Raw genomic sequence first — 26,598 nt, forward strand, 5'->3', positions numbered from 1 at the left:
CCGGGCCGGCCACCGAGCTACCAGCGCTGGTGGACCTGCGGGCGGATCAGCTCGTCGTAGATCTCCCGTACGCCCGCCAGGGTGGCCTCGGGCAGCGCGTCCACGGAGGCGGCGGCCGCGTTGGCGCGGGCCTGCCCGGGATTGCGGGCGCCGGGGATGACCACGGAGACGCCGGGCTGGTCGATGATCCAGCGCAGCGCGAACTGCGCCATGGTGGTCTCCGGCGGCACCAGCGGCGCCAGGCGGCGGACCGCCTCCAGGCCGGTGGCGAAGTCGACCCCGGAGAAGGTCTCGCCGACGTCGAAGGCCTCGCCGTGCCGGTTGTAGGTGCGGTGGTCGTCGGCGGTGAAGACGGTGGACTCGTCGTACTTGCCGGACAGCAGGCCGCTGGCCAGCGGGACGCGGGCGATGATGCCGACCCCGGCCTCGGCCGCCGCCGGGAGCACCTTCTCCAGCGGCTTGAGCCGGAAGGCGTTGAGGATGATCTGCACGGTGGCCACGCCCGGCCGGGCGATCGCGGTCAGCGCCTCGTCGCAGGTCTCCACGCTCACCCCGTAGGCGGCCACGCGGCCCTCCTCGACGAGGGTGTCGAGGTCGTCGAAGACCCTGTCCGTCGCGTAGACCGCGGTGGGCGGGCAGTGCAGCTGCACCAGGTCGAGGGTGTCGACGCCGAGGTTGGCACGGGACCGGTCGGTCCACGCCCGGAAGTTGTCCAGGGTGTAGGCGGACGGCTCCTGCGCGACGCGGCGGCCCATCTTGGTGGCCACGGTCAGCCCCGGCCTGGCCTTGATCAGCTGCGAGACGATCTGCTCGCTGCGCCCGTCGCCGTACACGTCGGCGGTGTCGACGAAGGTGACCCCCGCGTCCACGGCGGCGTCGAGGGTGGCCAGGGCCTCGTCCTCGCCGACCTCACCCCAGTCGGCGCCCAGCTGCCACGCGCCGAGCCCGACGACGCCGATCTGCCTGCCTGTCTTGCCCAATTCGCGCTGTTCCACATCAGCGATCGTAGCCCGCGCGGCATGGTGGGAGTCACAGGCACCCGGGTACGGCAGGTCGGCGGTACGGCACGGTGCGTGATCCGTCCTACCTCGACACGCTCGGCATCACGTGGGCGTCGGGACCGGGAAAGACGAGGCTTTCGTGCGCGTCGCCCTCCCAGCGGACCACGTAGGGCGGGCTTCCGTCCTCGTTGCGCAGCTCGATGATCAATCCGATCTTGCGAGGAGCGCCGTTGTGGGCGCCCTCCACGATCAGCTTGTCGCCTATGGTTGCCTTCATCGTGGCCTCCTGGATCAGCAGGATGCCGGCTGTCCGGCCATCCTCCCCCTTACCCTCCATGGGATCACTCCGCGGCGTATTCGTCCAGGTGGGAGGCACATTAAGGTCGGTGGGACCGCCCCGCCGCATTCAGACTTTACTTATATAAGTCGATACTGAGACAGTGAGGCCATGCACGCGCTCGACGTTCTCGGCGATCCGGTCCGGCGCCGGATCCTGGAGCTGCTCGCCGACGGCGAGCTGGCGGCCGGTGAGATCAGCGCCGTGGTGCAGGAGGAGTTCGGGATCTCGCAGCCCGGCGTCTCGCAGCACCTGCGCGTGCTGCGCGACAACGGGTTCGCGACCGTGCGCGCCCAGGGAACCCGGCGGCTGTACGCCGTCGACCCCGCCCCGCTGCGGGAGGTGGACCTGTGGCTCGACCGCTACCGGCACTTCTGGAACCGGCATCTCGACGCCCTGGGCACCGAGATCGCGCGGGGAAGGCGGGAGCGGCGCATCAGGGAGGCGGAGACCCCGCCCCCGAGCACGGACGGCGACCTCCCGTGACCCTCGGCGGGCTTCCCGCTCAGGAGGACCGCCCGTGACCCCGGATGGACTCCCCGCTCAAGAGGACCTCCCGTAACCCCGGAGGGACTCCCCGCTCAGGGGGACCGCCCGTGAGCTCGGGTGAACTCCTCGCTCAGGAGGGATCCGCCCACAGCTTGCGTACCGTGGCGAAGACCCGCTGGTTGTGGGAGATCTCGACGACGTTGCCGTCGGGATCCTTCAGGGCGCAGATGTAGCCGACCGGGCCGGGCATGTCGCGGGGCTCCCAGTGCAGGCGGCCCAGCTCGCGTGCCCGCTCGGCGATCTCCTCGACGTCGGCGCGCTCGGGCACCTCGATGCCGATGTGCGCGAACGGCGTCAGCAGCCCCAGCTGCCGGCCTCTGTCTCTGTCGAACGAGACGAGCACCAGGACCATCGGGGTCTCGGCCTGCCCGTCGTTGGAGAGCCAGGCGCTCTCGCCGTCGGCGTCCTGGAAGCGCTCGACGACCACCAGCGGGGTCAGCGACGTGTAGAACTCGATCGCCTTGCCGAGATCGCCCGTGGGCAGGGCGACGTGCGTCCACCGCGCCCTGGTCAGATCACTCATGAAGGTCCTCCGGTTGTTCCGTGTCGATCCGGGTGGTCGCCGGTGTCCGGGAGCCTCAGATGGAGCCCCTTTCGAAGGGCCGTCCCAGCGCCCCCGGCGCGCGGCGCCGGTTCGTGAAGAGCAGCATCGCGAACAGAGCGAGCAGGTACGGCGCCACTATGAGTAGTTGCGAGTTCAACGTCAGGCCCAGCGCGGGCAGCGCCAGGCGCATGGCGTCGGCCAGGCCGAAGATCGCGCAGCCGAGCAGGGTACGTCCCAGCCGCCAGCCGCCGAAAATCACCGCCGCGATGACGATGTACCCACGACCGGCCGTCATGTTCTGGTTGAACGAGCCGACCTCGCCGACCGCGAGGTAGGCGCCGCCCAGCCCGGCCAGCGCACCGCACCACAGCAGGGCCTGGCGGCGGCGCGCGTCGACCCGGATGCCGGTGACGTCGGCGGCCTGCGGCTGCTCGCCGACCGCCCGCAGCTCCAGGCCCCACCGGCTGCGCTCGACCAGCCACCAGGTCAGCGGGACGATGACGACCAGCAGGTAGACCGGCCAGCGCTCGACGAACAGCGGGGGGCCGATCAGCGGGATGTCGCGCAGCCAAGGAACGCTGACCTGCGACACCTGGTGGGAGCCGAAGTCGCTGATCGTGATCAGGTAGCCGGTCAGCCCGAGCACGAGGGCGTTGAGCACCAGGCCGGCCACGAAGGTGTTGATCTTCAGCCGGTGCGAGAGGTTGCCGTGGACGAGACCGATCAGGAGCCCGACCAGGACGCCCGCGAGCAGGCCGGTGGCGGCGCTGCCGGTGGCGGCGGCCGTGGCGATCGAGCCGAACGCGGCGCCGAGCATCATCGCCTCGACGGAGATGTTCATGGCACCGGCCCGCTCGGCGAGATACTCCCCGCACGCCGCGAAGGCCAGCGGCACGGTGAGCCGTACCCCGCTGGACAGGATGGTGGAGACGTCGTCCGCGGCGATCACAGGGCGGCCCCCTCCGCGACGGGCGCGGACCGGTGTCCGGCGTGCGCGGCGGGCGCGGCGGCCCCGCGGCGCCGGATCGCGGCGACGACGGCGGGCGGGGCGACGAAGGCCAGCACCAGCAGGGCCTTGACCACGTCCACGACGAACGGGGGCACTCCGGTCGCGGCGAGGAAGCCACCGCCGGAGCGCAGCGCGCCGAACAGCAGGGCGACGGGTACGGCCGGCACCGGCCGGTTGCGCGCGACCAGGGCGACCAGCAGGCCGTCCCAGCCGATGTTCATCGCCATGTCGGGCTGCAGCCGGTGGACGCCCACCGGGCTGGTCAGCAGCACGGCCCCGGCCAGCCCGGCGAAGGCGCCGGAGACGGCCAGCGCCACGCCGCCCAGCGCGTCGACGCGTACCCCGGCGTGCCTGGCGGCGAGCGGGTTGAGGCCGAGCATGGCGAGCCGGAACCCCCACCGGGTACGGGCGATCGCCGTCGCGACGACCGCGGCCGCGGCCAGCGCGATCAGCAGGCCCCCGTTGACCTCCAGGCCCGGGTACTCCCCGAACGAGCCCAGCAGGGCGCTCTCCGGCAGCGGGTTGGACTGCGGCGCGACGACGGCGTCACCGACCCGCGTCTCCCGCAGCAGCCACGGCGTGTTCACCGCGAACGCGACGAGCTGCTGGGCGACGAAGGTCATCAGCAACGTGCTGACCACGATGTCGACGCCGCGCAGCCGGTACATCAGCGAGCTGAGGCCGGCCCACGCGCCACCGGCCAGCGCGGCGGCCACCAGCACGACCACCAGCAGCGCCGGGCCGGTGACCGCCAGGCGCAGGCCCACCCAGGCGGCGAAGAGGGCGCCGACGAGCACCTGGCCCTCCTGCCCGATGTTGAACGCGCCTGACCTGGCGCTGACGCACGCGCCCACGGCGACGAGCAGCAGCGGCGCCGCGTACAGCAGGGTGGAGCTCCAGGCCGCCCGGTCGGCCACGCTGCCCTGGAAGAGGGCCCGCACCGACGCGAGGGGGGAGCCGCCGGTCAGGGCGATCAGCAGTGACGACAGGGCGAGCGCCACGACCACGCCCGCGACGGTCACGAGGGCGGTCTTGGGAGCGGGGGCGAGGAGGGCGAGCAGGCGACGGCCGGACGTGTCCTGGCCCGGGTTCGGACGGGCCTCGTTCACGCGGCCACCCCGCCCACCAGCATGCCGAGCCGCTCGGCCGTGGCCTCCCCCACGGGGAGGACGCCGGTGATCCTTCCCGACGAGATCACCGCGATCCTGGAGGCCAGCGTCATGACCTCCTCCAGCTCGGTGGAGATCAGCAACACGGCCACCCCTCCCGACGCGGCGTCGCGCAACCGCCGGTACATGTCCTCCACGGCGCCCACGTCCAGCCCGTGCGAGGGCTGCGCCACGACGAGGACTGCCGGACGGGCCGAGAGCTCGCGGGCGAGCACGACACGCTGCCGGTTGCCTCCCGACAGGTTGCGCACCGGGGTGTCCACCGAGGGGGTGACGATGCCGAACTCGGTCACCAGACGGCGGGCCACGGCGTGCGCTTTCCTCCGGTTGAGGAACACCCGGCCGCTCACGGCGTCCAGCGACTTCATGACCAGGTTCTCGGCGACGCTCATGTCCAGTACCACCCCGGAGCCGTGCCGATCCTCCGGCACGATGCCGAGCCCGGCGGCCCGCAGCGCACCCGGGCGGTTCAGATCGACCGGCCCGCCGGAGATCTCGACCGACCCGGAGTCCGGTACGACGAGCCCGGACAGCACGTCGCCCAGGGTCGACTGGCCGTTGCCCTCGACCCCGTACAGGCCGACGATCTCACCGGGGGCGACGTCGAGGCCCAGATCGGACAGGACGGGCACGCCGTCGACGGTGAGGACCAGACCGCGAAGCCGCAGGGCGGGGATCGCGGGTGCCATGGGTGTTTCGGGGGTCGTGGGCGCTGTGGGTGTTTCGGGGGTCGTGGGCGCTGTGGGTGTTTCGGGGGTCGTGGGCGCTGTGGGTGTTTCGGGGGTCGTGGGCGCTGTGGGTGTTTCGGGGGTCGTGGGCGCTGTGGGTGTTTCGGGGGTCGTGGGCGCTGTGGGTGTTTCGGGGGTCGTGGGCGCTGTGGGATCGGTGGATGCCGGGGGCGCCGGGATGCCCGCCCTCCCCGCGCCCGCTTCCCCGGCCCCACCCGTCCGGGCCTCGCCGGTCGAGGGGGCGACCTGCAGCAGGCCGAGGGCGGCGGCCTCGGTGCCCGGGGAGACCTCCCTGCCGATCATCTGCCGGGCCAGCTCGCGCGGGCCCGTCTCCGCGGTCGCGCTCCGGAAGACGACCTTCCCCCCGCGCAGCACGGTCACCCGGTCGGTGGCCGCGGTGATCTCGTCCAGCTTGTGGCTGATCAGGATGACCGCGCGGTTCTCCGAGCGGACCACGCGGCGCAGCACGCCGAACAGCTCGGCCGACTCCGCCCGGGTCAGCACGGACGTCGGCTCGTCGAGGATGAGCACCGACGGGTCCCCGCGCAGGCACTTGATCAGCTCGACCCGCTGCCGCTCGCCCGCGGAGAGCCGCGCGACCCTGGCCAGCGGGTCGATCGGCAGGCCGTAGCGCCGGGAGATCTCCCGCACCTGGTCGCCGGCGGCGGCCTTGTCGATCTTCCCGGTGTCACCCAGGATGACGTTCTCCCAGACCGTCAGCGGGTCGATCAGGCTGAAGTGCTGGTGCACCATGCCGATGCCGAGCACCGCGGCCTGCCTCGGGCTGCCGATGTCGACGGGTTCGTCATGGCGCAGGATGGTTCCGGCGTCCCGCTGGACGAGTCCCAGCAGGATCTTCATGAGCGTCGACTTGCCGGCCCCGTTCTCACCGAGCAGGCCGTGGATCTCGCCCGGGTACGCGTCGAGGTCCACGGCGTCGCAGGCGACGACCGGACCGTAGCTCTTGCTGATTCCCCGCAGCCGGAGCGCGGGCACCGGTGGCGGGGCGAGCTCCCTCGCCCGTTCGTCGTCCGTCATGTCAGGAACCGAGCCTCTTCACTTCCGCCTTGGGGTCGATCTTCCCGCTGCCGACGTCGGCGATGAACGTTTTCAGCCTCTCCTCCTGCTCGGGTGTGGGCTCGCAGATCTTCACGGTGGGGAACGGATCGACGCCGAGCCTCCAGACCTTCTCCACGCCCACCCGAAGTTTCGCCACGGCGAAGTCCTCCAGCGCGGCCCGGAAGTAGTCTCCGGGGCTGAAGAGCACCGAGATGTCGAACGTGGGCCCGGTGGAGGCGCACCGGTCCGTGCCCGGGGTGAGGGTGAGCACGCCGTTGGCGTTGGCCAGCTCCGCCGACGCGTCGGTGGCACCGCCCAGATAGGGGTAGACGACCTTGACGCCCTGGCTGATCTGGGCCTGGGTGGCCTCCTTGGCCTTGGCCGAGTCGTTGAGGTCGCCGCTGTAGGTGACCGTCAGCGTGGCCTCGGGGACCACCAGCCGGATGCCCGCCCTGAAGGCCCTGGCCGCCGTGGTGGTGAAGTCGACCTCGGGGCCGGTCACGAACCCGGCCTTGGTCTCGCCCTTCTCCTTCATGAGCAGGCCCGCCGCGTATCCGGCGGCCAGCAGGCTCTGGTCCGCCTCGTCGGTGGAGAGCATGATCCTCGGGGTCTGGGGGATGTTGTCGGACGAGGGCACGTACCAGGCGGTGCCCGCGCACACCGGCTCCTCGGAGGCGGGTATCGCGTCCCTGAGGTCCGCGGCGCCGAGGGCCACCATGTCGACCTTCTGCCGGCAGAGCGCCCGCGCGGCGTTGAGCGCCTCGCTGGTGTTGACGCCGCCGCGCTTGATGATCGTCCAGCCCTTCGAGGTGGCGAACCGCTCCGCCGTGTCGACGAAGCTCTGGTAGTAGCCCTTGTCGTTGATGTCACCGGGGCTCAGCACCCCGATGACGACCCTGCCGTCGCCGTTGACGTCCGGCTGGCCCGCGGGCACGGTGCCGCCGCCCGTCTTCGCCCCGGTGCCCGCCGGGGCGGGGGTGGCGGCCCGGGGCGCCGTGGCGTCGCCACTCGCGCACCCGGCCGGCGCCGCCACGGCGAGACAGGCGGCCAGCGCGGCCGTGACCCGGCCCGTTCGATGGTATGCGGCCATGACGATCCTCTCGATCTGATACGCACGTGCCGCCCACGGGGCGCGAGCGGGGGAAGGAACTTGGTCGCGGGCAAAGGGGTACGGGCTTGCCGGGGGCAGGTCGGGACGCTGCCATTTAACAGCCGTCGCCGTTCGTCGTGTCCACCGCCCGCCGGGCACCGGAGAAACTCCCCACCACCGGGCACGGGAGAACTCGCCGCCACCGGGCACCGGACGACTCACCGCCGGGCACGGGAGAACCTCCCGGCGGGCACCGGCGGGAGGCCCTCCCTGTCCGGCTCGCCGCCGCCCCGCACAACCGTGCGGTTCCGGCGTACGATGCGGGCATGCCGAACATCGGGCCCGTGGAGTTCCTCATCGTGGCCACCGTGCTGGTGGTGATCCTGGTGATCGTCATCGGTGTCGTCATGGCCGCCAGGAAGGGCGGCCGTGCGATCGCCGACGCTCGTGCGACCACCGGCGGCCGGGTGCACGTCATGCCGTCGACGCCCGAGCGGCTGCACGAGACCGTCACCGGGCTGACGCGCCAGGGGCGCAAGATCGAGGCGATCAAGGAGCTTCGCCGCCACACCGGGCTCGGCCTGCAGGAATCCAAGGCGATCGTCGACGCCGTGGCCGGGGGGCACGACATGTGGAGCCATCACCTCATGGCCCGCTTCGCTCCCGCCCACCCCATGGTCCCGCCGAGCGCCGGTGCCACCGCTGTCACCGGCCCCGACCTGGCCACTCGCGTGCGCGAGCTCAAGGCCGCCGGCCGCGTCGAGCAGGCGGTCTACCTGGTACGCGGCGAGACGGGCATGGGCGAGCACGAGGCCGAACTGTTCGTCGAAACCCTCTGAGCCCGCCCAATCCTCCAGAAGAACCCCTTCGAGGCCCTCTGAGGCCCGGAGCGCTCAGCCCGGCTCGGCCGGGTGATCCCCGAAGCCGACGAACATGATCCGGTGCAGCACCTCGACGTGGCGGCGGGTGACCTCGACCGCCTTCAGCGGATCGCCCTCGGCCAGGGCCGCGACGAGTGCCGCGTGCCCGCGGTTGGACTCGCGCAGATACTCCAGGGGGAAGGGCAGGTAGTAGCGGTAGAGCTCCCGCACGGCCGAGCCGTACTGCTCCACCGCCTGTGGCAGGCCGGTGGCCGCGGCCACCGCCAGGTGGAAGCGCTCGTCGCAGGTCCGGAACTCGGCCCAGCTGGAGACACGGTCCATGCACGCCACCAGCTCCTCCAGCTCCCCCAGCCGCCGCGGGCCCGGGTTCGTGGCGGCCAGGTGCGCGATGCCGCACTCCAGGAGCAGCCGCTGGTCGATCAGCCGGTGGACGTCGGCGGCGGCCGACCGGTAGGCCTCGGTCTCGCGCACCCCTCCGGTCGCGGGCCGCTCGGCCACCATGGTGCCGCCGCCGCGCCCGCGCCGCCGCTCCAGGACGTCCTGGTCACAGAGTGAGACGAGCGCCCTTCGTACGGTGATCTCCCCGACGCCGAGGGCGCGGGCGATCTCACCGACGGGCGGCAGCCGCTCCCCCGGTTTCAGCAGGCCCAGCTCGACGGCCATCGCGATGCGGGCACGGACCGTGTCGAGCGCGTTGAGCCGCCGGATGCCGACCAGGGCGGGGGCCTTGAGCACGATGAGGGGACTGCCGGACGACATGCCACCACCGTACTGGCCAGAAAACAGATCATAGTGATCAAAATTGCTTTAAATGCTCATAATGAGATATTTTTTATTTCATAGTCGGGAGGTAGGTGGGTCATGTCACGTCCCCTCTCCATAGCGCTCGCCCAGGCGGCTCCCCGGCAGGTCGGGGAGCCGATCTCGAATCCCGCGCGCGAGGTCGAGGAGCTCGCCGGACGCTTTCCCGGGGTGCGCCTCGCCGTCCTCCCCGAGCTCCGCCCCCTCTATCGGGGGCGAGCCGCCTCTTCCCTCTGGGCGCCGGCGAGGGGCTGACCATGCGATCCAGCAGACCGGCTCTGAAGCGCGCTCTGACGCTCGGCGAGGTCGTGATGTTCGGCCTGGCCTACGTGACGCCGCTGATCGTCCTGGGCATCTTCGGCATCGTGTCCGAGACCACCGGCGGCGCGACCGCCGCCGCGTACGCGCTCGCGCTGGTGGCCATGCTGTTCACGGCCCTCAGCTACGGCAAGATGGCCGCGGTCTACCCGATCGCCGGATCCGCCTACACCTACGTGCGGCGGACCATCGACGCGCGGGCGGGCTTCCTCGTGGGCTGGGCGGTGCTGCTCGACTACCTCTTCCTGCCCATGGTCATCTGGCTGATCGGCGGCGCCTACCTGTCGGCGCAGTTCCCCGACGTCCCGTCATGGGTGTGGATCGTCGCGTTCATCACCGTGACGACCATGCTCAACGTGGTGGGCATCAAGGTCGCGGCCAGGGTGAACGTCCTGCTGATGACCTTCCAGATCGCGGTCCTGGCCTTCTTCGTGCTGCTGTCGATCGGCTACGTGGCCGGCTCGTGGGGGCCCGGCGCGCTGTTCGACGTGGCGCCGTTCGACAACCGGGCCACCACGCTCTCCAGCGTCGCGGCGGGGGCCGCCATCGCCGCCTACGCCTTCCTGGGCTTCGACGCGGTCACCACCCTCGCGGAGGAGACCATCGAGCCGGAGAGGACGATCCCCCGGGCGATCCTGCTGATCGTGTTCCTCGGCGGCGTGATCTTCATCGTGGTCGCGTACTTCACGCAGCTCGTGCATCCCGGCGGCGTCTTCGAGGACTCCTCCTCCGCGGCCTTCGAGATCGCCGGGATAATCGGCACCAGCCTGTTCGGCGCGGTCTTCCTGGCCGGTCTGGTCGTCGCCCAGTTCGCCTCCGGCCTCGCCGCGCAGGCCGGCACCTCGCGGCTGCTGTACGCGATGGGGCGCGACAGGGCGCTGCCCCGCGTGTTCGGCTACCTCCACCCCAGATGCCGCACGCCCGTGTTCGGCCTGGTGATCACCGGCGCCACGGGGCTGATCGCGCTGCGGCTGAACATGGCCACCTCCACGTCCTTCATCAACTTCGGCGCCTTCACCACCTTCGCCTTCGTCAACTTCAGCGTCATCGCCTTCTACATCAGGGAACGCCGCGCGGGCCGGTCCCGGGGGGTGGTGCCGTACGTCCTGGCCCCGGCGGTCGGGGCGGTGGTCAACCTGTGGCTGCTCAGCCGGCTCGACGCCCACGCCATCACCCTCGGCCTGATCTGGCTCGGCCTGGGCGTGATCTACCTCGCCTACCTCACCCGCATGTTCCGGCTGCCGCCGCCCGAGCTGGAGTTCGCCGAGGAGAGGCCCGTCATCGCGAGCGCCGACAACGACCCGCGCCCGCTCTAGGCGGCCCCTCCCCCGGCGGTGTCACGCGTGGGGTCGCGGCGCGACCGGCCACATTCCGAGCAGGCCGTGAAGCGGCTAGCCGGACGTCCCGAGCAGACCGTTCGGGTCGAGTACGAACTTGGACGCGGCGCCCCGGTCGAAGTCCTCGTACCCCTGGGGTGCCCGATCCAGCGGGATCGGCACGGCGTTGACCGCCTTGGCGATCTGCACCCTGTCGTGCAGGATCGCCTGCATCAGGTAGTGGTTGTAGCGCATGACGGGGCACTGGCCCGTGCCGAGGCTCAGCGACTTGGCCCAGCCGAGGCCGAGCCGGATGGACAGCGACCCCTGCTTCGCCGCCTCGTCCCGGGCACCCGGGTCACCGGTCACGTACAGGCCGGGGATGCCGAGCGCGCCGCCGGCGCGAGTGATCTCCATGAGCGAGTTGAGCACGGTGGCGGGCCGCTCCTCGCCGGAGTCGTCACCGTGGCCGTGTGCCTCGAAGCCCACGGCGTCGACGCCGCAGTCGACCTCGGGCTCGCCGAGGATCTGCTCGATCTGGTCCTTCGGCTCGCCCCGCGACACGTCGACGGTCTCGCAGCCGAAGCTGCGGGCCTGCTCCAGGCGCTCCTTGTTGAGGTCGCCGATGATGACCACGGCCGCCCCAAGGAGGAGCGCCGAGACGCCCGCGGCGAGCCCGACCGGTCCCGCGCCCGCGATGTAGACGGTCGATCCGGGCCTCACCCCGGCGGTGACGCAGCCGTGGAAGCCGGTCGGGAAGATGTCGGTGAGCATGGCCAGGTCGAGGATCTTCTCCATCGCCTGGTCCCTGTCGGGAAACTTGAGCAGGTTCCAGTCTGCGTAGGGCACCAGGACGTACTGCGCCTGCCCGCCGACCCAGCCGCCCATGTCGACGTAGCCGTACGCCGAGCCGGGCCGGTCGGGGTTGACGTTCTCGCAGATCCCGGTCTTGCCCTCCTTGCAGTTGCGGCAGCGGCCGCAGGAGATGTTGAAGGGGACGGAGACGAGGTCGCCCACCTTCGTGAACTCCACGCCCGGACCGACCTCGACGACCTCACCGGTGATCTCGTGACCGAGGACGAGGCCGACGGGCGCGGTGGTACGGCCCCGGACCATGTGCTGGTCGCTGCCGCAGATGTTCGTCGCGACGGTCTTGACGATCGCGCCGTGCGGTACCTTGCGGCCCACGTTGGCCGGGTTCACCCCGGGCCCGTCCTTGAGCTCGAACTCGGGATAGCCGATGTCCTCGACCTCCACCTTGCCCGGCCCCTGGTACGAGACGGCCCTGTTGCTCGGCATGACGTCCTCCCTGTTTCCTCGTGGTGCCCTTCCGCGCGACGCCGGCGGGGCGGCCGGTCGCCGCCTGCGAGGGGAGGAGAGGGGGACGGTGACGACCGAGCCCAAACCAAAGGTGACTTTTCACTCTTTTCCACCATATACCTGCTGGTCACAGCGGTATCGGGGAACCACGCCCATCCGGAATCCGCCTCCCCTCACCTCACCCCACCGGGTCGGGCCGGGCTGAGCTGAACCGGGCCGGGCCGGGCCGGGCCGGGCCGGGCCGGGTCGGGCCGGGCTGAGCTGAGCTGAGCTGAGCTGAGCTGAGCTGAGCTGAGCTGAGCTGAACTGGGCCGAGCCGAGCCGAGCCGAGTTGGGCTGGGCCGAGCTGGGCAATCGGCGTGACACCGGGGATCTCTATCCGGCGGGGGTCCGGCAGCGGCGGTGGACCTCGTCGACCCGCTCGGTGAGCCCCCTGCGGTCGAGGTGTTCCAGGAGCGGCACCGCGACCCTGCGGCTGGTGCCGAGGACCTGCCTGGCCTGGCTGACCGTGAACGGCTGCGGCAGCCGGGCGAGCAGCCGTCCCGCCAGGACGTCGGCGCCGGGCAGCAGCACGATCCCGTCGGCGATCCTGAGCAATGTCCCCGCCCGTGCGGCCGCCGCCAGCTCGCGGGGCCCCAGCCCCAGCTCGGCCAGCCTGCCCGCCTCCGGCGCCAGGAAGGGGCGCGCGGACAACTCGGCGCCGAGCCGCTCGACGGCCCGGACGACCCGCGCGGGCAGCGCCGCGTGGCCGGCGGGGCCGCTCACGATCCGCCCGGCGTCGAGGGCGAGCGGAGGGCGTACCAGCGCCGCGACCAGCTGCCGTTCGGGCAGGGCCAGCTCGTGACGGGCCGCCTCCACCGGCATGCCGGGCTCCAGCGGATGCGCCGAGGCGTGACGCCGCACCACCTCGGGGAGGCGCTCCCCCAGCCGTGACCAGTGCGCCGGGTCGGCGTGCCAGTCGCCGCACACCGTCCTTCCCGGGACACACCCCATGGCGGCGAGATCACCGGTGCGCAGCAGGAGGTGGGTCCGCAGCAGGGAGGCCGCGTCCGGCGGGGCCGCCGCCAGCTCGGCCGCCCGCTCCCGCGCCGCGCCCCGGCGGCGCAGCCCCGGCGGGCGCGGGTCGAGCACGCCCGCCCGCGCGAGGACCCGCACCTCGCCCCGGCCGCGCCCGGGATCGCGCAGCAGCAGCACGTCGCCCGCGTGCAGGGGGAGCCGTCTGGCCAGGCGCAGCCGGGCGATCCGCCCGCCGAGCGGCCGTACGGCGCACACCACGGCCGCGGAGCCGATGTGCGCGGTCAGCCGCCCCGGCAGGTCAGCGGCGTCCCAGCCCTCGGCGTCACCCACGCCACCGGGCGGCGGGGTGGCCCGCTCCCGGGATCCTTCCGGCCGGACATTCTCGCTCCGCCGCGGGCCACCGCCCCCGGGGCCATCCGCCTCCGGCCGCCCTGGCCGCCACGGGTGGCCACCTTCGGACCTGTCCGCCTCGGATCCGCCAGGCCACCACAGGCCACCGCCTCGGGGGCCGGACGGGCTCAGACGCACGTCGACCAGGTCTGTGTACGTCCACGCGCCCGGGGTGACCAGGGCCAGGCCACGCCCGGCGGCGCCCTGGCCGCGCAGGTTGAGGGCGACCCTGGCCACGCCGGTCACCGAGGTCACCGGCTCCTTCAGGCACTCCAGCGCCCGCACCCGCACGGACACGCCGTCGAGATCCAGCTCGTCCCCTGCGGCGACCGTGCCCGCGGGCAAAGTCCCGGTCACGACCGTGCCACTGCCGCGTACGGTGAACGCCCGGTCGATCCACAGCCGCACCGGCCCCCCGGGATCGGGGACGGGCAGCGCGGCCACCAGCCGGTCCAGTGCCCGCCGCAGCTCGTCGAGGCCCTGCCCGGTGCGTCCGCTCACGGCCAGCGCCTCGGCACCGTCCAGCCCGCCCGCCGCCAGGCGGGCCCGGGCCCGCTCGGCGACCGGCGCGGGGTCGGCGAGATCGGCGCGGGTCACCGCGAGCAGGCCGTGCCGCACCCCCAGGGCCTCCAGCGCCACCAAGTGCTCCTCGGACTGCGGCATCCAGCCCTCGTCGGCCGCCACCACGAACATGACGGCGGGCGCGGGACCGGCCCCGGCCAGCATGGTGCCGAGAAAGCGCTCGTGGCCGGGTACGTCGACGAAGGCCAGCCGCTCCCCCGAGGGCAGCTCCGTCCAGGCGTACCCGAGCTCGATCGTCAGCCCCCGCCGCCGCTCCTCGGCCAGCCGGTCGGGCTCCATCCCGGTGAGCGCCCGCACCAGGGTGGACTTACCGTGATCGACGTGGCCCGCCGTGGCGACGACGTGCATCAGCCGTCCACCCGCGCCCCGCGCGCCGACCGGCCACCCGTACCCCGCACGTCACCCACCGGCCCCGAGAACGGCCCGCAGCACGTCGCCGTCCCGGTCGGCGGGCACGGCGCGCAGGTCGAGCAGGAGGCGGCCGCCCTCCACGCGGCCGACGACCGGGGGTTCCCCGGTCCGCAGCGGCACGGCGAGGCGTTCGGGCAGGCTGATCGCGGCGCTCGGTAGCGTCACGCCCGGCGCCCCGCCACCGCCCACCGCCGCCTCGCTCGGCACGGCCCTCGCGTCGACCCCGGCCTCGGCCAGTCTGCCCGCGAGCGCGGCGGCGCGCTCGCCGAGCAGCGCGGCATCGGCGTGCAGGGCCTCGTACACGGGGGTGGCGGGGCCGCGCAGGGTGGCCTCCAGCGCGGCCAGCGCCAGCTTGCCCACCCGGAGCGCGCGGGCCAGCGGGTGTCTCCTGCACCGCTCGACCAGGTCGCGGCGGCCCAGCAGCAGCCCGGCCTGCGGACCGCCGAGCAGCTTGTCGCCGCTGGCGGTGACCAGGTCGGCCCCTGCCTCCAGGGCGCCGGCCGCGTCGGGCTCACCGGGCAGCAGCGGCTCCCGCGCCAGCAGGCCGGAGCCGATGTCGGCCACCACGGGCACGCCGAGCCCGGCCAGTTCGGAGATCTCGACCGAGCCGGTGAAGCCCTCGACGCGGAAGTTCGACGGGTGGATTTTGAGGACGAACCCGGTCTCCGGCCCCACGGCCGCCCGGTAGTCGGCGTACGAGGTGCGGTTGGTGGTGCCCACCTCGCGCAGCCTGGCGCCGGTGGAGACCAGCAGGTCGGGGATGCGGAACCCGTCGCCGATCTCCACCAGCTCGCCGCGGCTGATCACGATCTCCCGCCCGGCGGCGAGCACGGTGGCCACGAGCACGAGGGCGGCGGCGTTGTTGTTGACCACGTGCACGTCCCCGGCGGCGGGCACGGCCCGCGCGAGCGCGTCCATCGCCCCCCGCCCCCGGCGGGCGCGGGCTCCGGTGGCCAGATCGAACTCGACGTCGGCGTAGCCCGCCGCGACGGCCGTGGCCTCCGCCGCCGCGGCCGACAGGGGCGCGCGGCCCAGGTTGGTGTGGACCAGCACCCCGGTCATGTTGATCACCGGCCGCAGGCTCGCCGGGTACGGAGGGAGCGCCGCCACGGCCGCGTCCGCGACCTCCCCCGGATCGAGCCCGCCCTGCCGCGCGCGCCGCTGTGCCCGGACCACGGCGTCCTTGACGACCGTCCGCCCGAGCCGCCCCGCCGCCGCGACCAGCCGCGGGTCGGCGAGAACGGAGTCGGTGCGCGGCACGAGCCTGCGTGGATCCACTCTCCGAACATAAGCGGAGGCGGACGGGAATCGAACCCGCCAGGCCGAGGACCTCGGCCTCGACGATTTTGAAGATCGCGAGGGCCACCAGGCGCCCATACGCCTCCGGGGGAGAACATACCCGCGGGCGGGTACGTGCACCGGGACGGCATGCCGGACCTCGGCGTGCGGATCTACCAGGGGAGATGCGGAATGGCGGAGACCACCGCGGAACGGAGCGCCCCTCTCCCGGAGCGGGGCGCGGTGCGGCTGACCCGGTACGCCCACGGGGGCGGCTGCGCCTGCAAGATCCCGCCCGGCGAGCTGGAGGCCGTCGTCGCGGGGCTGCTGGAGGAGGCGGACGGGCCGCGCCCGCGCTTCAACGGCGAGCTGGTCATCGGGCTGGACGACGGCGACGACGCCGCCGTGGTCCGTGTCGAGGGCGGCCGGGCGATCGTGGCCACCGCGGACTTCTTCACCCCCGTGGTGGACGACCCCCGCGACTGGGGGCGGATCGCGGCGGCCAACGCCCTGTCGGACGTGTACGCGGTGGGCGGGAAGCCGCTGGTGGCGGTCAACCTGCTCGGCTGGCCCCGTGACGTGCTGCCGATGGAGCTGGCAGGGGAGGTACTGCGCGGCGGCCTGGAGGTGGCGCGGGCGGCGGGCTGCCACGTCGCGGGCGGCCACAGCGTCGACGATCCCGAGCCGAAGTACGGGATGGCCGTCACCGGGCTCGCCGATCCCGGGCGGCTGCTGCGCATCGACGGCGGCCGGGCGGGCCTGCCGATCTCCCTGACCAAGCCGCTCGGCGTCGGCGTGCTCAACACCCGGCACAAGGCGACCGGTGAGGTCTTCCCGCAGGCGGTGGCCGCGATGACCACGCTGAACCGCGACGCCTCCCGGGCCGCGCTGGCCGCGGGCGCCGGGTGCGCCACGGACGTGACCGGGTTCGGCCTGCTCGGCCACCTCTACAAGCTGGCCAGGGCGAGCGGCGTCACGGCGGTGGTCGACGTGGCGGCCGTACCGTACCTGGCCGGGGCCCGCGAGGCCGTCCGGGACGGCCACGTCAGCGGCGGCACCCGCCGCAACCTGGGGTGGGTGGCGCCGCACCTGGACCCGGGCCGCTTCGGCGAGGAGGACCTGCTGCTGCTCGCCGACGCCCAGACCTCCGGCGGCCTGCTCGTGGCGGGCGAGGTCCCCGGAGCGCCGGTCGTCGGCGAGCTCGTCCCCCGCGAGGGCCGGACCCTGCGGCTGCGCTGACCCGGTCCGGACGCGAGCCGGACGCGGGCCGGCCCGGTCCAGAACAAACCGGGCCGAACCGAGCCGCGAATGGCCTCTACGCGACGAACCGACGGCTCGGCTCGCCGCGCAACCGCCCCTCCGGCAGCTTCCGGCCGCACAGGACCAGGATGAGATCCTGCGCGGCTCCGTACATCGGCGTCCCGTCCCCGATGGACCAGTCGAGGTCGTCGGCGCGCAGTTCGATTCCCCGCACGTCGACCCCGAAGAATTTGAGGCTCTTCGACGTGTCGAAGCCTCCCAGGACGATGCGCAGCCGATCCTCGGGGACGCGCCGGTCGAGGCCCAGGGGCACGGTGAAGTCCAGGCCGTGGATCACCTCGTGGCTCAGCGCGCCCACGAATCCGCCCCCCGGCGGCTTCCACGCGTGGTCCGCGTTGTCCCGGAGCATCGCGGCGAGCTCGCCAGAGGACAGGGAGGCCGCGTCGCGCCGGGCGCATCGGTCGGCCATCCTGGCGAAGTTCCCCCGCGACCTGAGCATCTCGATCACGAAGCGTGGGGCCGAGTAGTGGAACGGCATCGTCATGTGGGCCACGACCTCCCGCACCCGCCACCCGGCACACAGGGTCGGCTCGTCCCACGTCCGCTCCGGCAGGCCGGTGAGCACGTCCGCCAGGTCGCGGCGTTCGGCGGCGATCGCCCTCCTGACCTCGGTCTCCGTCGTCATGTCCATCGGTGTCCTCTCTCCGGGAAGGTGTTCGCCCTACCGACGAACGAGCCCGGCGCCAACGGACACCCCGGGACTACGAACCGGCCACCTCGGCGAGCCTGCGTCCGAGATAGCGGCGTTCGGTGTCGGTCGCCGCCAGCCCCAGCGCCTCGCGGTAGGCGGCCTCGGCCTCGGCGGCGCGGCCCAGGCGGCGCAGCAGGTCGGCCCGGGTCGCGGGCAGCAGGTGGTACCCGGCCAGCGTCCCCGACTCCCGCAACGCCTCCACGAGTTCCAGTCCCGCGGCCGGTCCCGCGGCCATCCCCACCGCCACCGCCCGGTTCAGCTCCACCACCGGAGACGGCGTGAACCGGGCGAGCTGCCCGTACAGCGCGGCGATCTGGGCCCAGTCGGTGCCGGCCGCGTCGGTCACGGTGGCATGGCAGGCGGCGATGGCGGCCTGCACCTGGTACGGGCCCGGGTGGCCGCGCCGCAGGGCGCGGTCGAGCAGCGCCTCGCCCTCGCCGATCGCGGCGGTGTCCCACAGGCCGCGGTCCTGCTCCTCCAGGGTCACCAGGTCACCGGCCGCGTCGAGCCGGGTGGCGCTGCGGGCGTCGTGCAGGAGCATCAGCGCCAGCAGCCCCGCCGCCTCGGGTTCGTCGGGCATCAGCCGCGTCAGGACGCGGGCCAGCCGGATCGCCTCGGCGCTGAGGTCGTGCCGCAGCAGGTCGGCACCCGCCGTGGCCGAGTATCCCTCGCTGAACAGCAGGTACAGCACGGCCAGCACGGCGGGCACGCGCTCCGGCAGCAGGTGCGCGGGCGGCACCCGGTACGGGATCCCGGCGTGCCGGATCTTCAGTTTGGCCCGGAGCAGGCGCTTGGACATCGTCTGCTCACCGACCAGGAACGCCCTGGCGATCTCCGCGGTGGTCAGCCCCGCCAGGGTGCGCAGGGTGAGCGCGACCCGGGCCTCCGGGGCCAGCGCCGGGTGGCAGCAGGTGAAGATCAGCCGCAGCCGGTCGTCCGGCACGCCGCCGTCCTCCTCCGGCCCGGGTCCGTACGACATCGGCTCGGGTTCGTACGACATGACGGCCACCTCTCGCAGCTTGGCGGCGCCGACCGCTTCGCGGCGCAGCCTGTCGACGGCACGATTGCGCGCGACCGTGGTGAGCCACGCGCCGGGCCTGCGCGGGACCCCGTCCTCGGCCCAGCGTCGCAGGGCCAGCGCGAAGGCGTCCTGCGCGCACTCCTCGGCGAGGTCCCAGTCGGCGGTGATCCGGATCAGGGTCGCCAGGACCTGCCCCCACTCGTCCCGGAACGCCTGGGCGACCGCCGCCTCGACCTCCGTGGTCGTACCGGCCGGATCCTCCCTGGTCATGACGGCAGGAGCGGCCGGATCTCGATCGAGCCGTAGCCGGAGACCGGGTGCTTCGAGGCGATCTCGATGGCCTCGTCGAGATCGGCGCACTCGATCAGGCAGAACCCGCCCATCTGCTCCCTGGTCTCGGCGAACGGGCCGTCGGTGAGCAGGAGCGCGTCGTCGCGCACCCGCACGGTCGTGGCGTCGGCCGGTGGCCGCAGCCCGGCGCCGCCCCGCAGCACCCCGCGACGCTCCATCTCCTCGGTCCATCCGCCGCAGCCGTCCTGGGCGTGGGCCTCAGCGGACTCGTCGCCGCACATCAACAGCATGTATTTCACGCGTTCTCCTCCTCGTGGTGCCGCCCCCATGGTGCCGCTCCACCATCACGACGAACGGGAACACCGGCAAAGGACGCCGTCACTCAGGATTCTTCACCCGCCCGCCTCCAGGCGCTCCCGCTGGGGCACCACCGTGTACTTCGGGTCGGCGGCCGAGGCCCTGCCCGCGGCCAGGACGCCGAAGCGGGTGCGGAGGGCACCGGCGCTGAGGGCGAGGCCGGACAGCGCGGTGAGGGCACGGCCGCGCCCGGCGACCGTGGCGAGCAGGGCGCCGCCCACCGTGAGGACGCGGGCCGTCCGCATCAGGCGGCCCGACCTGCCCAGCCGGTACGGCTCGCCGACCAGGCCGAGCCGGTGCTCCATCACCGCGCCCGCGACCGTCTCGACGGCGGCGCCCAGCACCGCGACGGCGCGGGCCGGGCCCGCCTCGCGGCGCGGGGTGGCCAGCATGCCCACCGCGCCCGCGCCGGCCAGCGCGCTCCCGGCGAACAGGAACGGCAGCTCGGGGTGGCCCTCGTGCCAGGCGGGCACGGCGGTGTCGGCCACGAGCACGGCGGTGTACGTCGACATCAGCGGCCCGGTCACCACGGCCGCCAGGGCGGCCGCGTCCCCGACGGCGGGCAGGACACGGGCGATCCTCCCCGGGAGGGCGGGGATCCGCAGGCCAGCCCGGCCGGGAATCCGCGGGACGGGCCAGACCGGGACCCGCGCGACAAACCGGGCCGAGACTCGCAAGATAGACCAGAACGGAACCTGCGGAACAGATCGAGCGGGGACCCGCGAGACGAACCGAACCAAGAGCCGCAGGACAGATCGGGCCGAGACCCGCGGGCCGGACCCGGCGGTGACGAGCGCGGAGGCGGCCGCGAGGGCCGTCAGGCCGCTGTGGGCGGCCAGGAGCCAGGAGCCGACGCTCATCGGCGAGGTGGGCTTGAACACGCGCAGCATGTTGAGGAACCGCTCCGGCCTGCCGAGCTCGGCGACCAGGAAACCGGCACCGGCCGCGGCGCCGGCGGCCGCGGTGACCCTGGCGGTGAGCCCGAGCCGGTCATGCCCGGTGAGCGTCGCCACGGCGGAGATCACCGACGCGGCACCGGACGTTCCGCCCAGGTAGAGGTAGAGCGGCATGTGGGGTTCGTGCCAGATCGGGGCCTTGATGATCGGCTGCCCGTAGTAGGAGCGGAACTCGGCCTCGGGCACCATCACCTCCTCGCCGCGCCTCACCACGACCACCCCCGCCCTGTCCACGGCCGCCCGTCGCCGTCCACGCGGCCCCCGGAAGGACCCGCCACCGGTACCTCCCCGTCCCCGGCGGGAACACCCCGGCCGGGAGGGATCCCGTACCGGCGCATCACCGGTTCCTTCCCGCGCCCAGGAAGGACACCGCCACCACCCCGACCATGGAGAGCGCCGCCCCGGCCGCCCAGCGCCACATGGCGGGCAGGTCCCTGGTGGTGACCACCGGGTCGGGCGGCAGGCCGTACACCTCGGGCTCGTCGAGCAGCAGGAAGAAGGCCCCGTCCCCGCCCACGCCGTCGTCGGGGCTCGCCCCGTACAGGCGGGCCTCCGGCCTGCCCTCTCCGTGCAGCCGCTCCACCCGTTCCCCGGCGCGGGCCCGCAGCTCGTCCAGCGGCCCGAACTGGATGGAGTCGGTGGGACAGGCCTTGGCGCAGGCCGGTTCCAGCCCGCCGAGCTGGCGGTCGTAGCACATCGTGCACTTGAACGCCCGGCCGTCGCGCTCCCTGCGGTCGATCACGCCGTACGGGCAGGCGGGCACGCAGTAGCCGCAGCCGTTGCAGACGTCGGCCTGCACCACCACCGTGCCGAACTCGGTGCGGAACAGCGCCCCGGTCGGGCAGACGTCCAGGCAGGCGGCGTGCGTGCAGTGCTTGCACACGTCCGACGACATCAACCATCCCTCGACGCCCTCCTGGCCGCTCCCGCCGCCCGGCTGCTCGATGAAGGCCACGTGGCGCCAGGTGTCGGCCCCCAGGCTGCCCGTGTTGTCGTAGGAGGTGGCCCGGAAGACGAACCCGTCGTCGGGAACGTCGTTCCACTCCTTGCAGGCGACCTCGCAGGCCTTGCACCCGATGCAGATGCTCGTGTCGGTGAAGAACCCCATCCGCTCAGCCATCGCGGTACTCCTCGATCAGGTCGAGCAGCGCCCCGCCCGTGGGGCGCCTGCCGGGCCGCAGGTCACAGGTCACGGCCTTGCCCTCCTGGATGTAGACGTTCGGGTCGAGCACCAGGGGCATCAGGTCGTTGACGACGTCGCCGGTCACCAGGCCGCCGCCGCCCCAGCCCCAGTGGTACGGGAGGCCGATCTGGTGGACCGTCCTGCCCCGCAGGCGCAGCGAGCGGACGCGCCCGGTCACCAGGACGCGGGCCTCGATCGCGGTGCGGGACGTCACGATCGTCGCCCAGCCCCCGTTGACGAGCCCCAGCTCGGCGGCGAGCTCCGTCGACACCTCGCAGAACAGGGCCGGCTGCAGCTCGGCGAGGTAGGCCAGCGGCCGGCTCATGCTCCCCGCGGTGTGGTGCTCGGTGAGCCGGTAGGTCGTGAGCACGTACGGGAAGCGCGGCGACCCCGGCGGGTTGTAGGGGCTCTCGGGGCGCGGGTAGGTCCGGCGCGCCGGGTTGGCCCGCTGCCCGTACAGCGTGTTGGGCACCGGCGACTCGTGCGGCTCGTAGTGCGCGGGCAGCGGCCCGTCCGCCAGGCCCGCCGGGGCGAACAGCCAGCCCTTGCCGTCGGGCTGCATGATGAACGGGTCGGTCCCGGCCAGCGCGGCCTCGGCCAGGGCGCCCTCGGGCGGCACGTAGCCGGGCGGCTTGTCCCTCTCGAAGTCCGGCACGTCGATGCCGGTCCACTCCCGCTTCTCCTCGTCCCACCACACGCAGGCCTTGCGCTCGCTCCACGGACGGCCCTCGGGGTCGGCGGAGGCCCGGTTGTAGAGGATGCGCCGGTTGGCGGGCCAGGCCCAGCCCCACTCGGGCGCGATCCTGGTCTGCTCGCCCCCGGGCCTGCGCCGGGCCGCCTGGTTGACCTCGTCGGCGTGGACCCCGCAGTAGATCCAGCAGCCGCACCGGGTGGAGCCGTCGGGCTTGAGCTCGGTGTAGGCCGACAGGGTCCGCCCGTCGGGGCCGGTCCCGTTGATCTCGCGCAGCACGGCCTGCGCCGACGGGTCGGCGTGCTCGCCCTCCTCGGGGTAGTCCCAGGTCAGCTCGCGTACCGGCCGGTCGATCTCGTCGTCGGTCATCCGCCGCCTGATCCGCTTGCCGAGGTGGTAGTAGAACGACAGGTCGCTGCGGCAGTCACCCGGCGGTTCCAGGGCCTTCTCCCGCCACTGCAGCAGCCGCTGGGTGTTGGTGAAGGTGCCGTCCTTCTCCACGTGGCTCGCGGCGGGCAGGAAGAACACCTCGGTGGCGATGTCCTCGGTGCGCATCTCCCCGGTTTCGAGCTCGGGGCCGTCCTTCCAGAACGTGGCCGTCTCCACCAGGGTCAGGTCCCGCACCACCAGCCAGTCGAGGTTGGCCAGGCCCAGGCGCTGCGCCCTGCCTCCGGAGGAGCCGACCGCCGGGTTCTCCCCCACCACGAAGTAGCCCTTGACGGTGCCGTCGATCTGTCCCATCACGGTCGTGAAGTGGCCGTGGTCGCCGGTCAGGCGGGGCAGGTTGCCGAAGCGGAAGTCGTTCTCCTCGGTGGCGGCGTCGCCCCACCACGCCTTGAGCAGGCTGACCATGTAGCAGCGCTTCCTGCCCCAGAATCCGGTGTCGGCCCCGGTCTTGGCCAGATAGTCGTCGAGCCCCTCGTGCCGGTGGGCGTGGGGCATCGGCAGGTATCCCGGCAGGAGGTTGAACAGGGTGGGGATGTCGGTGGAGCCCTGGATGCTGGCGTGGCCGCGCAGCGCCATGATGCCGCCGCCGGGGCGGCCCATGTTGCCCAGCAGCAGCTGCAGGATCGAGGCCGTGCGGATGTACTGCGCGCCCACGGTGTGCTGGGTCCAGCCGACCGCGTACGCCCAGGCGGTGGTGCGCTCCCTGCCCGAGTTCGCGGTGATCGCCTCGGCCAGTTCGGCGAAGCTCTCCGGGGGGATGCCGCACAGCTCCGACACCGTTTCCGGGGTGTAGCGGGCGAAGTGCCGCCGCAGGATCTGGTAGACGCAGCGCGGGTGGCTCAGCGTCGGGTCCGTGGGCGGCCTCGACGGCGCGGCGGCGCCGCCGGAGCCGTACTGCTCGGGGCCCGCGGCCTCGGCGTGCCGGGGACCGCCCTCCAGCCGCTCCCCGTCACCCTCGGCCGCCCCCTCCCCGTCGCCCTCGCGCGCGTACGCCCAGCTCGACGGGTCGTACGCGCGCGTCTGCGGGTCGAAGCCGGAGAACAGCCCGTCCAGGTCCTCGGTGTCCCCGAAGTCCTCGGAGACGATCGCCGAGGCGTTGGTGTAGGCCAGCACGTACTCGCGGAAGTCCAGCTCGTTGACCAGCACGTAGTTGATCAGCGCGCCGAGCAGGACGATGTCGCTTCCCGCGCGGATCGGCAGGTGGCGGTCGGCGATCGCGCTGGTGCGGGTGAAACGCGGGTCGATGTGGAACACCTTCGCCCCGCGCGCCCTGGCCTCGACCACCCACTGGAATCCCACCGGATGGCATTCGGCCATGTTGGAGCCCTGGATGACGATGCAGTCGGACTCGGCCAGATCCTGCTGGAAGCCCGTGGCGCCGCCACGCCCGAAGCTGGTCCCCAGACCGGGGACGGTGGAGGAGTGTCAAATACGGGCCTGGTTCTCCACCTGGATCGCGCCGAGGGCGGTGTAGAGCTTCTTCATCAGGTAGTTCTCTTCGTTGTCCAGCGTCGCCCCGCCCAGGCTCGCGATGCCCATGGTGCGCCGGACCGTCCTGCCCTCGTACTCCTGCTCCCAGGTCTCCCGGCGGGTCCGCACCACCCGGTCGGCGATCATGTCCATGGCCGTCTCAAGGTCGAGCGGCTCCCAGTCGGTGCCGTGCGGCCGCCGGTAGAGGACGCGTGTCTGCCGGCCGGGATGGGTGACGAGCTGCCTGCTCGCCGCCCCCTTGGGGCACAGCCGCCCCCGCGAGATGGGCGAGTCGGGATCGCCCTCGATCTGGGTGACCCGGCCGTCCTTGACGTAGACCAGCTGGCCGCAGCCGACCGCGCAGTACGGGCAGACCGACCGCGCGACGCTGTCGGCCTCCTCGGTGCGAGGCCGCAGCGCGTCGGTACGCGCCGAGCGCGCGGCGTCGCCCCTGGCGTCCTCTCCCAAGAGCTGCCGGATCACCGGCCAGCGGGAGATCCCTCTCCCCCGTGTCACAACGGGGCCTTACCCCTCCCCACCTGCTCTGAATCACCTGCCCGGCTCGCAGAGCGCCATCTCGCGGTCCGGCGCGGAGAGCGCGCGGTAGCTTCCCGAGTGGAAGACCAGCGGCTGGCCCTCCTCCCGGTGGAAGTGCTCGACCTCCCCGACGAAGATCAGGTGGTCGCCCCCGTCGTACGTGGCCACCGCGCGGCAGGCGAAGTGGGCGACGGTCCCGGCGAGCACCGGCACCCCGCCCGAGGCGAGACGGGTCTCCACCCCGGCGAACTTGTCGGGCAGCGGCGTGGCGAACCGCCGCGACAGGTGCTCCTGGCCGGCGGCCAGGACGTTGACCGCGAACCGCCCGGCCTCGGCGAAGGCCGGCGCGCTGGGGGCCCGCCGGGACAGGCACCACAGGACCAGCGGCGGGTCGAGCGAGACGGAGGTGAAGGAGTTGACGGTCACGCCCAGCCGGTCACCCCCCGGGGTGGCGGCGGTGACCACCGCCACCCCGGTGGCGAACTGCCCGAGGGCGTCGCGCAGGGATCTCATGACGTCCCCTCACCTCCCGGCCCGCGCCAGGTACTCGGCCGCGCCGGCCGGGTCCAGGAACCAGCCGGCGTAGTCCGACGGGTCGTCGAAGCCGTTGACGAAGCGGGAGGCCACCTCGGGTAGCCCGCCCGCGGCGCCCAGGATCTCCAGCACGTGCGGCGGCGGGGGCGCGAGGAGCGCGTTCGTCCAGGTGGTGACGTGCCGGGCGTCCTCCCAGTAGCGCTCGAAGACCCGCTCCATCCACGCCGCGTCGTACGGCCGCTCGCCGCGCTCCAAGATGTCGGACAGGTAGGAGGCCGCGCACTTGGCGGCGTTGTTGGACCCCTGCCCGGTGATCGGGTCGTTGAGCACGACCACGTCCGCCACGCCCAGGACCGGGGCGCCCGACGGCAGCGTCGCCACCGGCCTGCGCACGACCGGGGTGAAGCGGCCGGACAGGACGCCGCCCTCGTCGGTGAGCTCGACGCCGGCGGCACGCTCGGCCTCCCACGGCAGGAAGGTCTCCAGGATCCGCCTGCTCCTGGCCAGGTGCTCGGCGGGGGTGACGACGTCCGCCCAGCAGTCCATCGGCCCGCCGGGCACGCCCTCGAACACCATGATCTCGCAGGGACCGGTGACGGTGAGCGCGGGGAACACGAAATACTCGCCGATCCCGGGGATCACGTTGAAGCACACCGCGGAGTGGTCGGGCCGCGGCGCGAGGCCGTTGACGTAGGTGAGGGCCAGGGCCCGCTGCGGGGCGCGGTACGGCGAGCGCGGCGCGTCCCGTTCGAAGAGCGAGGCGATCGAGCCCTTGCCCGCGGCGACCAGGACCAGGTCGTACTGGGCGGCGTAGTCCTCCAGGTCCTCCACGGTGGCGTCGTGGATGACGATCTTCCCGCCGAGCCGTTCCACCTCGGCCATCCAGGCGGGCATCTTCAACCGCTGGTCGACCGAGCGGGCGGGGGCGTCGAGCCGGGCGGCCCAGCGGATCACCGGGTCGCCGCCGGGGCCGGCCACCGCGAACTGGATCCCGTCGATCGGCGGGCAGCCGTCCGCCCACAGGTCCAGGCCGAGGTCACGCTCGTGGCGGAGCGCGGTGCCGAACATGGCCTGGCTGGACATGACCCGGCCATCGCGGATGTCTTCCGGGGTCCGGTTGGAGACGACGGTGACGTCGTAGCCGTTCCGCAGCAGGCCGAGGGCGAGGTGGAGGCCCGCCTGGCCGGCGCCGACGACGAGGATTCTGCGCATGGTGACGTGTCCTTTCGAGGAGGCTCCGAGAAGTCCCGAGGAAGGCTTTCGAGGAGACTTCGAGGAAGCGATGGAGGTGAACGATCGA

Annotated in this window: 24 protein-coding genes and 1 tRNA gene; 5 read left to right on the plus strand and 20 right to left on the minus strand. The window is 73.1% G+C overall.

What is annotated here, in order from left to right:
* Positions 1 to 17: 17 nt before the first annotated feature.
* Together ACSDR0_RS19730 and ACSDR0_RS19735 are read right to left on the minus strand one after the other, a co-directional pair.
* A complete protein-coding gene (locus ACSDR0_RS19730; protein WP_435290304.1) occupies positions 18 to 995 on the minus strand; it encodes an aldo/keto reductase in 978 nt (325 codons plus the stop codon).
* An 88-nt stretch (positions 996 to 1,083) separates the two neighbouring features.
* Positions 1,084 to 1,278: a DUF1918 domain-containing protein gene (locus tag ACSDR0_RS19735; RefSeq protein WP_435290305.1), complete on the minus strand. Its 195-nt coding sequence runs from the start codon at positions 1,276 to 1,278 to the stop codon at positions 1,084 to 1,086.
* A gap of 171 nt (positions 1,279 to 1,449) precedes the next feature.
* Between ACSDR0_RS19735 and ACSDR0_RS19740 the strand changes: the two genes are divergently transcribed.
* Entirely contained in the window at positions 1,450 to 1,824 is a 375-nt protein-coding gene (locus tag ACSDR0_RS19740) for an ArsR/SmtB family transcription factor (RefSeq protein WP_435290306.1), read from the plus strand.
* A gap of 133 nt (positions 1,825 to 1,957) precedes the next feature.
* Here ACSDR0_RS19740 and ACSDR0_RS19745 read toward each other — a convergent pair whose 3' ends face one another.
* From ACSDR0_RS19745 to ACSDR0_RS19765, 5 genes are read right to left on the minus strand one after another with little or no spacing between them, the layout of a single operon-like run.
* Complete coding sequence (locus ACSDR0_RS19745) at positions 1,958 to 2,410, minus strand: VOC family protein (RefSeq protein ID WP_435290307.1); 453 nt, start codon at positions 2,408 to 2,410, stop codon at positions 1,958 to 1,960.
* Between the two features lie 55 nt (positions 2,411 to 2,465).
* On the minus strand, positions 2,466 to 3,380 hold the full coding sequence (locus ACSDR0_RS19750; RefSeq protein ID WP_435290308.1) for an ABC transporter permease: 915 nt from the start codon (positions 3,378 to 3,380) through the stop codon (positions 2,466 to 2,468).
* A complete protein-coding gene (locus ACSDR0_RS19755; protein WP_435290309.1) occupies positions 3,377 to 4,549 on the minus strand; it encodes an ABC transporter permease in 1,173 nt (390 codons plus the stop codon). The genes ACSDR0_RS19750 and ACSDR0_RS19755 overlap by 4 nt, the downstream gene beginning before the upstream one ends.
* A complete protein-coding gene (locus tag ACSDR0_RS19760) occupies positions 4,546 to 6,375 on the minus strand; it encodes an ABC transporter ATP-binding protein (protein ID WP_435290310.1) in 1,830 nt (609 codons plus the stop codon). The genes ACSDR0_RS19755 and ACSDR0_RS19760 overlap by 4 nt, the downstream gene beginning before the upstream one ends.
* A gap of 1 nt (position 6,376) precedes the next feature.
* Entirely contained in the window at positions 6,377 to 7,486 is a 1,110-nt protein-coding gene (locus tag ACSDR0_RS19765) for a BMP family ABC transporter substrate-binding protein (protein WP_435290311.1), read from the minus strand.
* A 326-nt stretch (positions 7,487 to 7,812) separates the two neighbouring features.
* Here ACSDR0_RS19765 and ACSDR0_RS19770 point away from each other — a divergent pair, with 326 nt between their 5' ends.
* Positions 7,813 to 8,325 carry a hypothetical protein gene (locus ACSDR0_RS19770; RefSeq protein WP_435290312.1) on the plus strand — a complete coding sequence of 171 codons (513 nt, stop codon included), beginning with the start codon at positions 7,813 to 7,815 and terminating at the stop codon, positions 8,323 to 8,325.
* Between the two features lie 54 nt (positions 8,326 to 8,379).
* On the opposite strand, the gene ACSDR0_RS19775 is transcribed toward ACSDR0_RS19770, so the two are convergent.
* The gene (locus tag ACSDR0_RS19775) at positions 8,380 to 9,126 is read right to left on the minus strand and encodes a FadR/GntR family transcriptional regulator (RefSeq protein WP_435290313.1); all 747 of its coding nucleotides are present in this window, start codon (positions 9,124 to 9,126) and stop codon (positions 8,380 to 8,382) included.
* Between the two features lie 102 nt (positions 9,127 to 9,228).
* Between ACSDR0_RS19775 and ACSDR0_RS19780 the strand changes: the two genes are divergently transcribed.
* Together ACSDR0_RS19780 and ACSDR0_RS19785 are read left to right on the plus strand one after the other, a co-directional pair.
* Positions 9,229 to 9,423: a hypothetical protein gene (locus tag ACSDR0_RS19780; protein ID WP_435290314.1), complete on the plus strand. Its 195-nt coding sequence runs from the start codon at positions 9,229 to 9,231 to the stop codon at positions 9,421 to 9,423.
* Positions 9,424 to 9,425: 2 nt separating this feature from the next.
* Positions 9,426 to 10,802 carry an APC family permease gene (locus ACSDR0_RS19785; protein WP_435290315.1) on the plus strand — a complete coding sequence of 459 codons (1,377 nt, stop codon included), beginning with the start codon at positions 9,426 to 9,428 and terminating at the stop codon, positions 10,800 to 10,802.
* Between the two features lie 75 nt (positions 10,803 to 10,877).
* On the opposite strand, the gene fdhA is transcribed toward ACSDR0_RS19785, so the two are convergent.
* The 4 genes from fdhA to ACSDR0_RS19805 form a co-directional block, all read right to left on the minus strand.
* A complete protein-coding gene (gene fdhA, locus ACSDR0_RS19790) occupies positions 10,878 to 12,101 on the minus strand; it encodes a formaldehyde dehydrogenase, glutathione-independent (RefSeq protein ID WP_435290316.1) in 1,224 nt (407 codons plus the stop codon).
* 396 nt (positions 12,102 to 12,497) lie between these two features.
* Positions 12,498 to 14,459 (minus strand): SelB domain-containing protein, encoded by a 1,962-nt coding sequence (locus ACSDR0_RS19795; RefSeq protein ID WP_435290317.1) that lies wholly within the window; start codon positions 14,457 to 14,459, stop codon positions 12,498 to 12,500.
* Positions 14,460 to 14,510: 51 nt separating this feature from the next.
* Positions 14,511 to 15,800, minus strand: a complete 1,290-nt coding sequence (gene selA, locus ACSDR0_RS19800; protein WP_435290318.1) for an L-seryl-tRNA(Sec) selenium transferase — start codon at positions 15,798 to 15,800, stop codon at positions 14,511 to 14,513.
* A gap of 13 nt (positions 15,801 to 15,813) precedes the next feature.
* Positions 15,814 to 15,907, minus strand: a tRNA-Sec gene (locus ACSDR0_RS19805).
* Between the two features lie 85 nt (positions 15,908 to 15,992).
* Between ACSDR0_RS19805 and selD the strand changes: the two genes are divergently transcribed.
* Complete coding sequence (gene selD, locus ACSDR0_RS19810) at positions 15,993 to 17,039, plus strand: selenide, water dikinase SelD (protein WP_435290319.1); 1,047 nt, start codon at positions 15,993 to 15,995, stop codon at positions 17,037 to 17,039.
* A 76-nt stretch (positions 17,040 to 17,115) separates the two neighbouring features.
* Here selD and ACSDR0_RS19815 read toward each other — a convergent pair whose 3' ends face one another.
* From ACSDR0_RS19815 to ACSDR0_RS19850, 8 genes are all read right to left on the minus strand, one after another.
* On the minus strand, positions 17,116 to 17,751 hold the full coding sequence (locus ACSDR0_RS19815) for a maleylpyruvate isomerase family mycothiol-dependent enzyme (RefSeq protein ID WP_435290320.1): 636 nt from the start codon (positions 17,749 to 17,751) through the stop codon (positions 17,116 to 17,118).
* Between the two features lie 70 nt (positions 17,752 to 17,821).
* Positions 17,822 to 19,102 (minus strand): RNA polymerase sigma factor, encoded by a 1,281-nt coding sequence (locus tag ACSDR0_RS19820; protein ID WP_435290321.1) that lies wholly within the window; start codon positions 19,100 to 19,102, stop codon positions 17,822 to 17,824.
* Positions 19,099 to 19,413 carry a YciI family protein gene (locus ACSDR0_RS19825; RefSeq protein ID WP_435290382.1) on the minus strand — a complete coding sequence of 105 codons (315 nt, stop codon included), beginning with the start codon at positions 19,411 to 19,413 and terminating at the stop codon, positions 19,099 to 19,101. Before ACSDR0_RS19825 ends, ACSDR0_RS19820 begins: the two co-directional genes overlap by 4 nt.
* Before the next feature lie 102 nt (positions 19,414 to 19,515).
* A complete protein-coding gene (gene nrfD, locus ACSDR0_RS19830; protein WP_435290322.1) occupies positions 19,516 to 20,646 on the minus strand; it encodes an NrfD/PsrC family molybdoenzyme membrane anchor subunit in 1,131 nt (376 codons plus the stop codon).
* Positions 20,647 to 20,773: 127 nt separating this feature from the next.
* Positions 20,774 to 21,556 (minus strand): 4Fe-4S dicluster domain-containing protein, encoded by a 783-nt coding sequence (locus ACSDR0_RS19835; RefSeq protein ID WP_435290323.1) that lies wholly within the window; start codon positions 21,554 to 21,556, stop codon positions 20,774 to 20,776.
* Positions 21,549 to 24,743, minus strand: a complete 3,195-nt coding sequence (fdh, locus tag ACSDR0_RS19840; RefSeq protein WP_435290324.1) for a formate dehydrogenase — start codon at positions 24,741 to 24,743, stop codon at positions 21,549 to 21,551. Before fdh ends, ACSDR0_RS19835 begins: the two co-directional genes overlap by 8 nt.
* A gap of 33 nt (positions 24,744 to 24,776) precedes the next feature.
* Complete coding sequence (locus tag ACSDR0_RS19845) at positions 24,777 to 25,277, minus strand: flavin reductase family protein (RefSeq protein WP_435290325.1); 501 nt, start codon at positions 25,275 to 25,277, stop codon at positions 24,777 to 24,779.
* A 9-nt stretch (positions 25,278 to 25,286) separates the two neighbouring features.
* The gene (locus ACSDR0_RS19850) at positions 25,287 to 26,510 is read right to left on the minus strand and encodes a styrene monooxygenase/indole monooxygenase family protein (protein WP_435290326.1); all 1,224 of its coding nucleotides are present in this window, start codon (positions 26,508 to 26,510) and stop codon (positions 25,287 to 25,289) included.
* Positions 26,511 to 26,598: the final 88 nt, after the last annotated feature.

This window comes from Streptosporangium sp. G11 (genome assembly GCF_051192615.1).
Classification (GTDB): domain Bacteria; phylum Actinomycetota; class Actinomycetes; order Streptosporangiales; family Streptosporangiaceae; genus Streptosporangium.